At 65.5% G+C, this 13,281-nt stretch carries 13 protein-coding genes; 8 read left to right on the forward strand and 5 right to left on the reverse strand.

All coding sequences use genetic code 11. The features are described 5' to 3' along the window. Nucleotides 1–121: 121 nt before the first annotated feature. Nucleotides 122–658 (reverse strand): CGNR zinc finger domain-containing protein, encoded by a 537-nt coding sequence (locus A5779_RS10340; protein ID WP_064881465.1) that lies wholly within the window; start codon nucleotides 656–658, stop codon nucleotides 122–124. Nucleotides 659–758: 100 nt separating this feature from the next. Between A5779_RS10340 and A5779_RS10345 the strand changes: the two genes are divergently transcribed. Next, nucleotides 759–2,102, forward strand: a complete 1,344-nt coding sequence (locus A5779_RS10345) for an MFS transporter (RefSeq protein WP_165609771.1) — start codon at nucleotides 759–761, stop codon at nucleotides 2,100–2,102. Between the two features lie 18 nt (nucleotides 2,103–2,120). Here A5779_RS10345 and A5779_RS10350 read toward each other — a convergent pair whose 3' ends face one another. Then, complete coding sequence (locus A5779_RS10350; protein WP_064881469.1) at nucleotides 2,121–2,669, reverse strand: ATP-binding protein; 549 nt, start codon at nucleotides 2,667–2,669, stop codon at nucleotides 2,121–2,123. Nucleotides 2,670–3,219: 550 nt separating this feature from the next. Here A5779_RS10350 and A5779_RS10355 point away from each other — a divergent pair. From A5779_RS10355 to A5779_RS32930, 3 genes are all read left to right on the forward strand, one after another. Next, entirely contained in the window at nucleotides 3,220–4,065 is an 846-nt protein-coding gene (locus A5779_RS10355; protein WP_064881471.1) for an alpha/beta fold hydrolase, read from the forward strand. 135 nt (nucleotides 4,066–4,200) lie between these two features. Beyond that, entirely contained in the window at nucleotides 4,201–4,722 is a 522-nt protein-coding gene (locus tag A5779_RS10360; RefSeq protein ID WP_064881473.1) for a nuclear transport factor 2-like protein, read from the forward strand. A 191-nt stretch (nucleotides 4,723–4,913) separates the two neighbouring features. Further along, on the forward strand, nucleotides 4,914–5,222 hold the full coding sequence (locus A5779_RS32930) for a hypothetical protein (RefSeq protein WP_082941628.1): 309 nt from the start codon (nucleotides 4,914–4,916) through the stop codon (nucleotides 5,220–5,222). 63 nt (nucleotides 5,223–5,285) lie between these two features. On the opposite strand, the gene A5779_RS10365 is transcribed toward A5779_RS32930, so the two are convergent. Further along, nucleotides 5,286–6,152, reverse strand: coding sequence for an ESX-1 system-associated protein (locus A5779_RS10365; protein WP_131811627.1), 867 nt, complete (start codon nucleotides 6,150–6,152; stop codon nucleotides 5,286–5,288). 185 nt (nucleotides 6,153–6,337) lie between these two features. After that, nucleotides 6,338–6,985 (reverse strand): LysM peptidoglycan-binding domain-containing protein, encoded by a 648-nt coding sequence (locus A5779_RS10370; RefSeq protein ID WP_064881477.1) that lies wholly within the window; start codon nucleotides 6,983–6,985, stop codon nucleotides 6,338–6,340. Between the two features lie 218 nt (nucleotides 6,986–7,203). Between A5779_RS10370 and A5779_RS10375 the strand changes: the two genes are divergently transcribed. Genes A5779_RS10375 through A5779_RS10385 form a run of 3 tightly spaced genes read left to right on the forward strand, consistent with a single transcriptional unit; the run spans nucleotide 7,204 to nucleotide 10,185 of the window. Then, entirely contained in the window at nucleotides 7,204–8,226 is a 1,023-nt protein-coding gene (locus A5779_RS10375; protein ID WP_131811628.1) for a hypothetical protein, read from the forward strand. A 30-nt stretch (nucleotides 8,227–8,256) separates the two neighbouring features. Next, nucleotides 8,257–9,105 carry an alpha/beta fold hydrolase gene (locus A5779_RS10380; RefSeq protein ID WP_064881545.1) on the forward strand — a complete coding sequence of 283 codons (849 nt, stop codon included), beginning with the start codon at nucleotides 8,257–8,259 and terminating at the stop codon, nucleotides 9,103–9,105. A gap of 15 nt (nucleotides 9,106–9,120) precedes the next feature. Then, nucleotides 9,121–10,185 carry an isocitrate/isopropylmalate dehydrogenase family protein gene (locus A5779_RS10385; RefSeq protein WP_064881481.1) on the forward strand — a complete coding sequence of 355 codons (1,065 nt, stop codon included), beginning with the start codon at nucleotides 9,121–9,123 and terminating at the stop codon, nucleotides 10,183–10,185. A 3-nt stretch (nucleotides 10,186–10,188) separates the two neighbouring features. Here the strand turns inward: A5779_RS10385 and A5779_RS10390 are convergent, their stop codons facing one another. After that, nucleotides 10,189–11,568, reverse strand: coding sequence for a purine-cytosine permease family protein (locus tag A5779_RS10390; RefSeq protein ID WP_064881483.1), 1,380 nt, complete (start codon nucleotides 11,566–11,568; stop codon nucleotides 10,189–10,191). A gap of 141 nt (nucleotides 11,569–11,709) precedes the next feature. Here A5779_RS10390 and A5779_RS10395 point away from each other — a divergent pair, with 141 nt between their 5' ends. Beyond that, the gene (locus A5779_RS10395) at nucleotides 11,710–13,131 is read left to right on the forward strand and encodes an MFS transporter (RefSeq protein WP_064881485.1); all 1,422 of its coding nucleotides are present in this window, start codon (nucleotides 11,710–11,712) and stop codon (nucleotides 13,129–13,131) included. The last annotated feature ends 150 nt before the right edge of the window (nucleotides 13,132–13,281 follow it).

Here is a 13,281-nt window from a genome sequence, read left to right on the forward strand (position 1 = left end):
GAGGTATGGGTCAACCCCTCACCAACCAATATACGAACCGGGACTGAATCGCGCCGCCAGAAAAGGACCGATCGGACGCCGATCGCGCGGAGCGGCGGGAGCTGTTGCGCAAGAGCAGGTTTCAGCGACGCTCCGAAGGGCGGTTGGACCTGGCTCGGTGCCGCCTGACGGCGTCACGGTTGGCGCAGCCGTGGCTGCAGTACTTCTGTGTGCCGGGACGGGTGAAGTCGACGAACGCCGTGGCGCAGTCTTTCAGTGCGCACCGGCGGATACGTTGCATCCCGCGTTCGGTGAGAAAGTGCGCTGCCGCAGCACTTGTGGCGCCGGCGAGGGTGCCGGCGAAGCTCGCGTCGTCATCGCGGTAGTGCAGATGCCAACCACTGCCGTCGTGGTTGGTGATCGACGGACTGGTGGCGAACCGAGCCAGCAACTCGTTGAGGATGAACACCCGGTTCTCCTCGCTGCCGGCATCGACGACGTCCGTCCAACGCTCGAGAAATTCACCCACCTGTCGGAGGTCTCTGCGCGTGACGCGACAGTGGATCGGCATGCCCAGACCCGTCCAGCGCTGTTCCAGATCGCCGGGCGTCGTCGCCGGGTGGTTGACCAGATCGAGCGCATTCCGGAGCAACGGCTCGACGTAATGGTTTACATGCACAAGACCATTACAGCAGGGTCAGGCCATGCCGTCGAGCTCCCTCAACTCCAATTCCGTCCACGCTGCCGCAGGCGATCGAGACACCGATTGGCGCCCTTTGGTGACTTGCTGTCTCGCGACTTTCCTACTGCTGGCGTTCACCACCGTCGTGACCGTCAGCGCCGAGCCCATCGCAGACCGGCTCGGCGCGGGATTCGCAGTAGCCCAATGGATCATCGACGTCTACACCCTCGCGTTGGCGGCGCTGGTGGTGGCGATGGGTACGCTCGGCGACCGGCTGGGACATCGGCGCTTGTTCCTGCTCGGTCTGATCACCTTCGGGGTTGCATCGGCGGGTTGCGCGGCGGCGACCAGCGGCGGCCTTCTGGTAGCGGCGCGTGCCGTCCAGGGCGTCGGCGGTGCCGCGATCTTCGGTACCGCCGTCCCGCTGTTGACCTGGCACTACCACGCCCGGGCGCGTGGGACTGCATTCGCCGTGTGGGGCGCAGTGGCCGGGATCGGCAGCACTGTGGGGACGATTGCCGGCGGAGCGGCAGCCGAATTCATCTCGTGGCGTTGGTTGTTTCTCGCGGCGCTGCCCATATGCGTGGTCGCCGTGATCACCGGCATGCGGTCGCTGTCACGTGACCGTCACGCGACGGTACGACTCGATGTCCCTGGAGTTGCACTCATCACCACGATGATGACGGGGGCCACCTACGCCGTGATCAATGCAGGCGAGTCCGGCTGGGCTTCACCCGGAACCATCGGTGCCGCTGCGATCACTGTCGCCGCGATCTGGAGTTTCGTCCAGGTCCAACGCCGAGCCACGATCCCGTTGCTGCCTCCGGACCTTTTCGCCACCCGCGGTTTCCTCGCCGTCGTCGTCGCCGGATTCGCTTACTACTTTGCCGCTTTCGCCGTTCTGCCGGTCCTGTCCCGGTGGTTGCAGTCCAGCGCCGGCATGGCGCCCCTGCAGGCTGCCCTGGTGCTGACCGTGCAACTTGCTGCGTTCGTTCTCGTTTCGCTCATATTCAGCGCGCGATTGCACGAAGCGCCGCGCAGCTGGGTGCTCGGTGGCGGGACCGCACTCACCGGCCTGGCCTGTCTGTCCGGTGCTGCACTTCTGCTCCGCCCGGATTGGACCTCCCTGATCGCGATGCTGATCGTCACCGGCATCGGGGCGGCGATCGTATCCCCCGTGCTTCCTGCAGTTGCGGCGACATCGGTCCCGCCGGAACGGGCGGGAGTGGCCGCCGCGGCGGCCAATGCTGCTCGCCAGCTCGGTCTGACCATCGGTATCGCCTTGTGCGGCACCATCAGCCGGGCAGCAGACACCGGCGGCGGGCCGGCAACCGGCGCGGTGGTGACGGCCGTTTTCGCATCGGGCGCGGTTGCGCTTTGCGGCGGCGCAATCAGCGCCATGTTGTTCCGTTGCGAAGCACCTTGCAACGAAACCGGATAACCAGGTACCGCCGCTCCGCTACGTCGCAGGAAGCAAGCAGATCTCGGTTTCTACTGCAACAAGAACGCGGCGGGCCGTCTCCGCGGCGGTTTCGTCGGAGGTGTCGAAGGCATGGGAGTTGAGTTGACCAAGATCGGCGAATTGATCCCAGAGGTCGAGGATCGGTTGCCGGTCGGTGAGGGCGTTCGGGCCTTTGCGGCTCGTTGCGCGCGACAGGGTGGCCTCACGGTTGGGGAACAACACGATGTAGTGCACGGGGATTCGCGGTTGGAGATCCATGCGCGCCTGGAAGTGATGCAGCATCCACGGACCGACGATTCCGTCCACAACTGTGGTGAATCCTCCGGTCGCATACGTGAAAGCAGCTTCCGCGATGACGTCCAGGACGGTGTGGTTCTGATCATCGGCCTCGGGCCGGTGGGGCGGTATGGCACCGGCCACGATCGCGTGCCAGAAGTCGTCGGTGTGCAGGTGAACCCCCCGTCGGTACGTGCGGGCGACGTGGCCCGCGATCGTGGATTTTCCCGAACCCGGCGGACCCGTGAGATCGATGATCCCGGTGGTCAATGGCCCCTCCTTCGTTGCGATTCAGCTTAGGGCCCGGAGCCAGGGATTTTTATTGTCCTCGTTAGGTTTACGGCTTACCCCTACGGGATAGCCAACGTGTCCGTGAGATTCATCCGCATACGGATTGGAGGTCTACGGCCATGAAGATCACCAGGATAATTGCCAGTGCAGCCGTTGCAGGTGGGATGGCGGCTGGAGCCGCCGGACTGAGTGCGGTTACCGCGAGCGCTGCCCCCTCACCAGCACCTGCGCCCAACCAGCCGATGGTCGCAATGACCATTCCCGGGGGACCTAACCCCGGTCCGCCGCCTGCATCGGCACCGCCGGCACCGGCTCCGCCGATGTGGGGTGCCGGAAATCCTCAGGTGTGGGATGACGGCTGGCAACACTGGGGCGTCTGGATGAACGGAGTGTTCGTACCGACGTTCTGACCGGAACACGTCCTCCGTCACCGCGGGGTTTCCGGCGGTGACGGAGTCGTATTCAGATCGTGTTCCGAGAAGCGGGATCGCCAACGGCGCCGTGCTCAGAAACCCGTAGGTTGGTCGGCATGACGGAGCTGGAACTGAAGCAGATCGACACACCCGCCGGAGTCCTGCGGTATTACGACACGGGCGACGGACCGACGTTGCTGTTCCTGCATGGCTCGGGCCCAGGGGTCACCGGCTGGCGCAACTTTCAGGGAATTCTGCCCACCTTCTCGCAGCAATTTCGGTGTCTCATACTGGAATTCCCAGGATTCGGAGTCACCGACGACATCGGCGGCCATCCCATGGTCACCGCCCAGGGGGTGGTGGGGCCGTTCGTGGATGCCCTCGGGCTCGGCCGCGTCCACATCGTCGGCAACTCCATGGGCGGCGGCGTCGGGATCAACTTCGCCATCCGCCAACCCGACCGCATCGGCAAGCTCGTCACGATCGGCGGTATCGGAACGAACGTGTTCAGCCCAGGACCCAGCGAGGGCATCCGGTTGCTTCAGGAATTCACCGAAGACCCGAGCCGCCAACGCCTGATCGACTGGCTGAACTCAATGGTCTACAACCCGGCGCTGGTGACTGACGAGTTGATCGAACAGCGCTGGGAGCTGGCGACCGATCCCAAGACGCTGGCCGCCGCCAAACGGATGTACGGGAAGGCGGCCTTCGCGGGAATGATGGCCGCCATGCGGTCGTCCGACGCCCCGATGCCCTGGGCGCAGATGCACAAGGTGGCCGCGCCGACACTGCTGACCTGGGGACGAGATGATCGGGTCAGCCCCCTTGACATGGCCCTGATCCCGATGCGCACGATCCCGAACGCCGAACTGCACGTGTTCCCCAACTGTGGGCACTGGGCAATGATCGAGGCGAAAGAAGCCTTCGAGCAGACCGTGTTGGGCTTCCTGACCCGCAGCTAGGGCTGTCGCCGGGCCGCCTCGAGCGTGCAAATTCATCATTGAATCTGCGATACAGCTCTGTATATTAAGCGTGTGCGCCACGCCACATGAGCCGCTGGCCTGCCCTCACCGCTCCTCCAACGGAAAAGGACCGCAATGGATCTGGTCGATCGAATCGCCAAACACCGCCGTATGGCCGAGAGCTACCGGGACAAATACGTACTGCGCAAGGTCCAGGAAGGCGAGTCCTACGACGAGTGGGAGTTCACCGACGACGCCGTGTACACCTCGCCCTACTTCGTCGCCGGTCAGGAACTCGTCCTCAAGGATGTGGCGACGTCCTTCGACGTCGCAGCCACCGTCGAGGCCAAGGCCTACTCGGTGGTCTTCCCGGACTGGAAACCCGTCGACCACAAGTTCTGGCCGGCAGAGAACGGCCTCGTCATGCGCTACCGGTGGGAAGGGACGACGGCCGACGGCGAGACGATGGGCTTCTACTCGATCAGCTTCATCGACACCAACGAGGACGGCCAGATCACCCACTGGTCGACCTACGTCAACGACGAGGAGTACGGCCCCTTCCTGGAGAAGGCGATCGGCGCTCGCGGTCCTTTCCACGGCGACGAATACATGGAGGCGCTGGCCCGTCATTTCGAGAAGCACAACCTGACCTGGTGAACGTTGGGCTGCCGGCCCGAACCTGAGAGTCGTCTGTCGACTCTCAACAGCATTGATTCCAAGCAGTTTTCATCCCGTTACCGACCGCACAGCGCCTACCAATCGTCAGCACAGGGCAAACACAACCCTCCGAAATAGCTTTGCTCTCCGTGCGGCACCGTCGTCGCACTGGTCAGAAACGGAGTAGAGCAATGGGTTTCAAGAGATCCGTGGGCATATCGGCGATGGCGGCAGGAATCGGCATGGCTGGGCTACTGGGCCTCGGCATCGGTACCGCCGGTGCCGACCCAGGGCCTGGTTGCGGCCGTCCGGGCGCGCCGCAGTGTCACCGGCACGACGACCGCCGCGCCAGGCCCGATGACTGGCACGGTCGCGGCATCGACGAGGGCCGTCGCGATCACCAACCCTTCGAATGGAACGGCCAGCGAGTGACCCCGATGCCCTCCGGTGACGGCCGCGGCTGGGGCTTCTGGTTCCTCGATCGTTGGGTTCCGATGTAGGCAACCGATTCTGGTGGGGCACTCATCCCCTAGTGCCCCACCAGAATCTCAGAATCAGAACGCTCAACGTGGCGTGGAGCAGACTGCCTTCACTGCGCCGTCCATCGCGGTGGCCGCGGTCCAGTCCGCTTGGTCTGGCGGCTCGAACTTCGGCAGCTTCGCGGCGTAGGTGTCCGTGTACCGCGACTGCGCCCGCAACAGACCGGCCAACAGCGGATCCGAGGCCTTGTCGGCCAAGCGGCGTAATTCCGCGGCTTCCTGATTCAGAACCGGGATGACCGACATCGTCACCGACCGTTGCTTGCGCGACCAGCGCGAGGCCGGAATCCGATGATCGGTCTTGACCCAGGCCTGCTGCTTGCCGTCGTACCCGGCGCTGGCTCGCTGCCACTGCGCACAGACCGGATCCGGCTTGGCCGTGGCAAACGCCTGCGCAGGCTTGCTGCCGGGGCCATCGGTCACGGTCGACGCAACCACTTCAGCGGGAACAGGTTTCGCAGTGGGCGGGGGCGGTCCCGCGGTCTGCCGCTCATCGTCACCGGAGACGGTGACCGCCACGACGCCACCGACGAGCAATGCGGCGGCGGTGGTCGCACCGATCGCTTTCCACATCCGTGCACCGGGCATCCTGGCGCTCAGCTGCCGGCGGCCGGAACCCCCGCCGGCGCCGAGCGCCACGTTGAAGGCTGCGTCCGGCCGTGCCCGTAGCTCGCTGACAGCCACTTCGACAGCTGCGGTCGGCGTTCCCAGATCCGTGAGTGCCTTGACGAACCGCGCGACCGTCACGAGATCGCGTCCGTAGAGATTCGTTTGCGGTTGCCCCGCCGGGAGGAACCGCTCGACCAGGTCTTCACGCAGCTGTGACGCCCGGGCGATTTCTGCCGCGGTCAGCCAGTGCCCCGGAACATCTTCTGTTCCAAACCCGGTCATCGTTTCGCCCTTCCCACCCACACCTGAAGATTGGTACCGGATCCTGTGCACGCGCGGCAACCGGAAAGCGCTCCTAAGTCACCACGTTGCTGTCACAAGTTGGCCACCGAAAGATCACGACCCCACCCAACCTGGCCGAAACGGGATCGCCTGGCAAACAACCACTCTCAGTCAGCGTGCGGTGTTCACGACGGGAAGTGCACCACCTGGCTCGAGAACAAGGTGTCCGGACGGGTGATGTAGTTGGCCGCGGCAGCAACTGCTGCCCGAGTCTTCACATCGTGGTCCCCGTACTCCTCGACGCACATTGATTGGAGGGTGTCCCCGGCGAGGTGGCGACGACGGTTCAGCCCCGGAACGATCAGGACTTGGCCCGGTGTCGGATCGATGGACGCATCGAGACCGTTGGCGTTGGCGACGACGGCCGCGAGGTGATCATCGCCATACCAGCGGCCGGCCAATCCGGCGAAGGTCTCCGCTGCGGCGACCGTGTGGTGTCCGACGTTGGTCAGATCGGGCAACAGCAACCACGTGCCGCGATGGATCTCCCGCTGCGCCACTCCGTTGACCACTTCCCAGATGAACTGGATGGCAGCGCTCTGTGTGCCATAGAAGGACTGCGTGAGCTGTTGCCGGACAGCAGTGCCGTCATCGGCGGAGAACAGGTACCGATAGGTGACGTACGGGATCAGCAGCTCCTGCCCGATGTCGATCAGGGCCGGATTGCTGAGGTGATTCTGTTCGGCGATCACGGGATAGAGACCGCCATCGCCATATTCGCGCTCGGCGATCCCGAACAGGGTGTCCCCGAGTGTCACGGTGTAGTTCTTCATCTGTCCGTGCCTTTCTGGTTGTTTGAGGCGTCGATCGGCTCAGTGTCGGAGCCAAGGACGGTGGCGGTCGCGCGTAGCCGGCTACCTCAAGTCGCCGAATCGGACTTGAGGTAGTGCGCTACGCGTGCCCACACCCGCCGGATCCGGCCATGCTGTGAATGCTCGACCTGTCAGTTCAGTTGCCGGACGGTGATGACGATGACGAATGAGACGTGGACATGACCGCGTTGACCACACAGCACTCCGCCATGGGCGACCGCCCGACGCTCACACTCGCCGCTGCCGCGTCGGCGACAGCCGACAACCAACCATCCGGTTCCACACTGCGGCGCACGGTGGGCCACCGGCCGTTGTCGGTGTGGCGTGAGGTCGCCCGGGGCCGGCTCGCCGACCTCGAAGTTGACCTCGACGAGCTGGCTGCTGAGCATGGCGACGACCCGCGTTACCTCGACGCCCGGCGGCGACTCGTGGAGGCCATCCAGATCGTCAACGCGCCACGGACTGTGCGAGGCCTGCTCAACGGGGCCGCCGTGGAAGCCACCTGGCTCCGGATTCACGCCGTGGACATCGCGGTCATCCGCCTGGCGACACCCGGAGTCGTCCGGGCCAGGCTGCCCGAAATCGTCTCTACCGGAAAGGAATTGATCGGCGACAATGATCAGTCGGTCGTAGCGATCCGGGAGATTCTGGGGCACTCGAAGTGGACCGAACACGATCGGGAAGTCTTGGCGCACAGTGCCAGGGCGGTACATGCCGCCTCCGATAGCGAGAGCATGCGACTACGCAGTTTCCGCAACATCCTGCTGGGTGCGACGGCGGTGCTGGGGCTGTTGGCCATCTGCTTCGGGGTTGTCGGCGCCTTTCGGCCTGACACGTTCGGTCTCGTCACAACCGGCACGTCGACACCCCGTGCCGACGTCGCGATAGCCGAACTCCTGGGCCTGGTGAGCGCCAGCCTGGTCGGTGCGGTGGCAATCCGCCGGATGAAAGGAACATCGACGGCCTATGCGGTGCCGATGGCCTCGTTGCTGCTCAAACTTCCCACCGGCGCACTGACCGCCGTCGCCGGATTGCTGATGGTCAAGGCGGGCATCGCCGGAGACGGGGTCAGCGTCACCACCAGCGCCCACGTAGTCGGCTACTCGTTACTGTTCGGAGCGTCACAACAGGGCATCACCGGAATGGTGGACCGCCAGGCCCAGAGCCTGCTCAACAACATCTCGTCGAAGGACAATGCCTGACCGACTCGTCTACTTGGCATGATGCTGCTCATGGATCAATACCGCCGCGGGGAATTCGTATTCGACGTCACCGAGAGCGGACCTGCCGACGGCCCGGTGGTCGTGCTGCTGCACGGCTTCCCGCAGCAGAACACCAGCTGGGCGCAGATCGCCCCGCTGCTCACCGCCAAGGGCTTCAGGTGCCTGGCGCCCAACCAGCGCGGGTACTCGCCGGGTGCCCGGCCGACCCGCCGCCGCGACTACCGTTCGGCGGAATTGGTCGAGGACACCCTGGCGCTGATCGACGCCAGCGGTGCCGACCGAGTGCATCTCGTCGGCCACGATTGGGGCGCCGCGGTCGCATGGGGCGTGGCCGCCAGCGCACCCGAGAGGTTGGCCTCGTTGTCCGCGCTGTCGGTACCCCACCCGATGGCGTTCGTGCGGTCCATGCTGACCAGCCGGCAGGGTCTGGCGTCCTGGTACATGTACGTCAATCAACTGCCCTGGGTGTCCGAACGATTGATGCTCGGGCGCGACGGCCGTGGTAAGGCCATTGCCAAATCCTTGATCCGCAGCGGGCTGGCACCCCAGGCCGCCGACCGTGACGCTCGGGCCATGGCGGAGCCCGGGGCCCTGACCGCGGCGCTGAACTGGTATCGCGCCATGCCGCTGAGCCGGCTCGGGCGGGCCGCAACGGACAAGATCACGGTGCCGACGCTGTATGTCTGGAGTGACCGCGACATCGCGATCACCGCCAAGCCGGCGCGCGACACCGCGAATTACGTGAGCGGTCCCTACCGTTTCGAGACGCTCCGCGGCGCGTCACACTGGCTGCCGGAGGAAAAGCCGGCGGAGATCGCGGATATGTTGTTGCAGTGGTTCGCAACCCATCCCGTGTGAGCGGAAGGTGACAGAGTGCTGACCTTGGGAGTGCTTCTGGGCGACGGTATCGGACCGGAGATCGTGGATGCGGCAACCAGGGTTGCCGAACAGGCGCTGGCCACAGCGTCGGTCGACGTGCACTGGCGCGAACTAGCCTTCGGCATCGAGGCGATCGGCGAGTTCGGAACTCCGCTGCCAGAACCGACACTGGCCGAACTCGACGGGCTGCCCGGATGGATCCTCGGACCGCACGACAACGCCGGATACCCCGACCAGTTCCGCGGCACCTTGTCGCCCGGCGGGGCAATCCGCAAGCGCTACAACCTGTTCGCCAACATCCGGCCCGCGCGAACCTTGAGCACCGCCGTCCATGCGGTATGCCCCGATCTCGACGTCGTCATCGTCAGGGAGAACACCGAAGGGTTCTACGCCGACCGCAACATGTACGACGGTGCAGGCGAATTCATGCCAACGCCTGATGTCGCGCTGGCCGTCGCCGTCTTCACCCGGACCGCGTGTGAGCGGATCGCCCATCAGGCGTTCCAACTGGCCGTCGCCCGGCGCAAGTCAGTCACCATCGCCCACAAGACGAATGTCCTGGCCAAGACCACCGGGTTGTTCCGCGATGTGTGTCTGACCGTCGCCGAGAGCTACCCCGATGTGGAAGTGCGTGGCGAGCACATCGACGCGCTGGCGGCTCGATTGGTGAGCCATCCGCGCGATTTCGACGTGATCGTCGCGGAGAACATGTTCGGTGACATCCTCTCCGACCTGGCCGGCCAATTGAGCGGCTCACTGGGGATGGGGCCCTCCATCAACGCGTCGCACACGCACGCGATGGCGCAGGCCGCACACGGATCGGCGCCCGACATTGCCGGACGCGACATCGCCAACCCCGTGGCGATGATCCTGTCCACCGCGATGTTGCTGCGCTGGCTGGCCGGCCGCGACGGCGGCACACCGGCACTCGGCGGCGCTGCCGACCGGATCGAGCAGGCCATCCGTCGCGTCCTCGACGCCGGTGTCGGAACGCCCGACATCGGTGGCAGCGCGTCGACCTCGTCCTTCACCGAGCACGTACTCGCCGCACTGCAGTGACTGCTAGGAGCGGTGCGTCACAAGTCGATAGCCACCGTAAATAAACAGCGCTGCAAGGAAATTGACGAAGTAGGCAATGTCGGCGCCATGCCAAGCGGTCGCCACCGCGCCCTGGATCAGGGTGGTGTTCATGAACGGCATGGCCACCACGTAGGCAAGCAGGAACGCGAACAGAGCGGCCACCGCGTCGCGGCGAACCGTGGGTTCGGCACTCGGGTCGATGCTGGTGCGTCCCCTGGTGCGGAGCATCCAATCCACCACGATCACCGCGACGAACGCCGGAATCCAGTAGCTGACCAAGAGCAGGACATCGGTGAACCTGGTCGCGGTGTCGGCGGCGTGCAGCCACAGGATCAGGCCGAACGCCAGTGCCGTCACGATGATCGCCGAGACCGGTCTGCGCACCCGCACGCCGATGGTCTGCAGGGCCAAGGAACCGCTGTAGTCGTTCATCACCCCCGACCCGATCGCCGCGAGCGCGATCACCAACAAAGCCACGGCGCCGAGCAGACCGCCGCCCATGACCGCGTGGACACCATCGGCCGTGTGCTCTCCGATGACCGATGCGGCCGCGATGCCGATGCCCTGAACGAAGACGTAGGCCAACACGATCCCGGCGAACGAATAGCCGAACACCTGCCACCGGGACGAATCCGTCGGAAGATACCGGCTGAAATCGGCAGCATAACTGGCCCACGAGATGGCCAGACTCAGAGCGATCGTGACCTCGAAGACGAAGGCTCCGGCCAGGTCCGCACCACCCACCGACGGCGCCACCACGATGTCATGTCCGCTGACCAGTTTGACGGTGAACACGGCGAACGTGAGAAACAGGATGACGGTCAGCACCGCCTGCAGTCGGTGGATCAGCTCGTAGCCGAAGAAGCCGACGACGCCCTGGACGGCCAGCACGATCAGTACCGCACTCCAGAACGGGATGCCCAGCAGCGTCGCGAGCGCCTCGCCACCGAACAGGCCGACGAGCGCGTCCCACGCTATCGACGACCCCCACTGCAGGATGCCCGGCACCACCACCAGGCCGCCGAAGGCCATGCGTGCGTTGGGAAGTTGCCCTGCCCCGGTTCGGGGGCCCCACGTCGACAGGTAGGCCACCACAGCCGAGCCCAGGACCGTGCCGATCACCATGGCCAGCAGGCCCAGCCAGAAGCCCAACCCGAGGGTGATCGCCAATGTCCCGGTGAATACTCCGGTCATGTTCACCTGCGGTGCGAACCAGACCGTGAACAGCCGGGCCGGATGTCCGTAGCGCTGGTCGGCGGTGAGCGGCGCGATCCCATGGGTCTCGATCGTCAGATCGCCCGCACCGGTAGGGCGACGCCCGCTGAACGTTGACGCGTTGAGTGCGCTGACCCCGAAAGCCATTTGTCTATTCGACCACGTACCCGGTGTGCGGGCGCGTGCCGCACCATGGCCATAATCGGGAAACACAAAGATTAACTATGGATCGGAGCGGAAGTGGCGAGGACCGAAGCTGACCGGTCCGGCTCTCCCGCGACGATCGCAATGTCGCGCCGCCCCGGTGTCCTGATTGCCGGCCTCAGTCTGGTCGCCCTCACCGTCGCCGTCCTGCAGACCGCGGTGGTCCCGATCCTGGGCATCATCGCCCATCAGCTGAACACCTCCTCGGTTGCGGTCAGCTGGGCCGTCACCGCCAACCTGCTGGCGGCGGCGGCCTCGACTCCGCTGATTGGGCGGCTCGCCGACCTCTACAGCAAGAAGCGTGTCCTGCTGGGTGTACTGATGGTCGTGCTGATGGGGTCGGTGCTGGCTGCGGTCACCGCGTCGGTGCCGCTGCTGGTCGTGGCTCGCATCTTGCAGGGCGCCTCCTATGCGCTCTACCCGATCAGCATCGCGATCCTGCGGGAAGAACTCGCCGAGGATCGACTGGTCGGCGCGATGTCGGTGCTGTCCGGAACGCTCGGCTTCGGCGGCGGCGTCGGCCTCGTCGTCACCGGACTCCTGATGTCCGGTGACGCCGGATATCACCGCGTCTTCTGGCTCACCACCGCGTTCACCGCCGTGGTCATCGTCGTGGCGGTCGCGGTCGTGCCCAACCGCCGGCCCGAAGCCGGGGGCGCGATCGACTGGCTGGGTGCCGCTGGTCTGGCGATCGGGCTGTCGTCGGTGCTCTTGGCGATCACCCAGGGCAATGCGTGGGGATGGAGTCATCCGGGCACGATCGGTTTTCTCCTCGGCGGCGCCGGCGTGCTGGCCGGCTGGTGGTGGTGGGAACGGCGCGCCGCCGATCCGCTGGTCTCGACCACGATGCTGGCCCGCCGACCCATCCTGCTCACCAACCTGGCCACGATCCTGGTCGGCATGGGTCTGTACTTCGCGTTCCTCGGCCTCACCCAGTTCGTGCAGATGTCACGCGAGGCCGCAGGCTACGGGTTCGGGGCCGGCGTGCTGCAGGCGAGCGTCTACTTCCTTCTCCCCGGCGCGCTCACCGGTTTCCTCGTGGCACTGGTCAGTGGCCGGTACATCGACCGGTACGGAGCGCGCCGGGTGCTGGTGGTGGCCGCTGTCGCGGGTATCGCCGGATTCGTCATGCTCGCCGTCGCACATGACCGGGCCTGGCAGGTCGTCCTGGCCGGTGTGCTGGCCAACGCTTACATCAGCCTCGGATACGGCGCGTTGCCGGCACTGGTGGTCAGCGAGGTGGACAACAGCGAGACCGGCATCGCCACGAGCATGAATGCGATTGCACGAACCATCGGTAGCTCCGTGGCGGCGGCGGTCGTGGCCGTGCTGCTCGGGCACCGGGCGGTGCCCTCGGAAGGCAGTTTCGTGACGATCTTCGTCGCCGGTGCGGTCACCGCGGCGTTGGCGATGGCCCTCATCGCGGTGTCCCGGGCACCGGACCGCCACGGCGACTCCGTGCACACCCTTTCCGAGTCCCGCGCGATGAACCACGAGTGGGGCTGATCCGTCTCAGTCGCCGGTTTTCGCGTCGCGACAAACCACTGAGCTGCGAAACTTGAGGCCGGCCAGTCGCTGCCGCTCCGGATCTTCGGCAGCCCACATCCGCCGCGGCCGTTGAGCCGCCACGCCATGGAATCACGCTGTCAGGGCGCT

It is taken from the genome of Mycolicibacterium peregrinum (assembly GCF_001665625.1).
Lineage (GTDB): Bacteria > Actinomycetota > Actinomycetes > Mycobacteriales > Mycobacteriaceae > Mycobacterium > Mycobacterium peregrinum_B.

What these genes read in the sequence shown, in the direction of transcription:
- A5779_RS10360 (WP_064881473.1), top strand. Translation starts at nt 4,201, where the DNA reads ATGGATCTGGTCGATCGAATCGCCAAACACCGCCGTATGGCCGAGAGC.
- A5779_RS10380 (WP_064881545.1), top strand. Translation starts at nt 8,257, where the DNA reads ATGGATCAATACCGCCGCGGGGAATTCGTATTCGACGTCACCGAGAGC.
- A5779_RS10370 (WP_064881477.1), bottom strand. Translation starts at nt 6,985, where the DNA reads ATGAAGAACTACACCGTGACACTCGGGGACACCCTGTTCGGGATCGCC.
- A5779_RS10395 (WP_064881485.1), top strand. Translation starts at nt 11,710, where the DNA reads ATGTCGCGCCGCCCCGGTGTCCTGATTGCCGGCCTCAGTCTGGTCGCC.
- A5779_RS10355 (WP_064881471.1), top strand. Translation starts at nt 3,220, where the DNA reads ATGACGGAGCTGGAACTGAAGCAGATCGACACACCCGCCGGAGTCCTG.
- A5779_RS10375 (WP_131811628.1), top strand. Translation starts at nt 7,204, where the DNA reads ATGACCGCGTTGACCACACAGCACTCCGCCATGGGCGACCGCCCGACG.
- A5779_RS32930 (WP_082941628.1), top strand. Translation starts at nt 4,914, where the DNA reads ATGGGTTTCAAGAGATCCGTGGGCATATCGGCGATGGCGGCAGGAATC.
- A5779_RS10390 (WP_064881483.1), bottom strand. Translation starts at nt 11,568, where the DNA reads ATGGCTTTCGGGGTCAGCGCACTCAACGCGTCAACGTTCAGCGGGCGT.
- A5779_RS10365 (WP_131811627.1), bottom strand. Translation starts at nt 6,152, where the DNA reads ATGACCGGGTTTGGAACAGAAGATGTTCCGGGGCACTGGCTGACCGCG.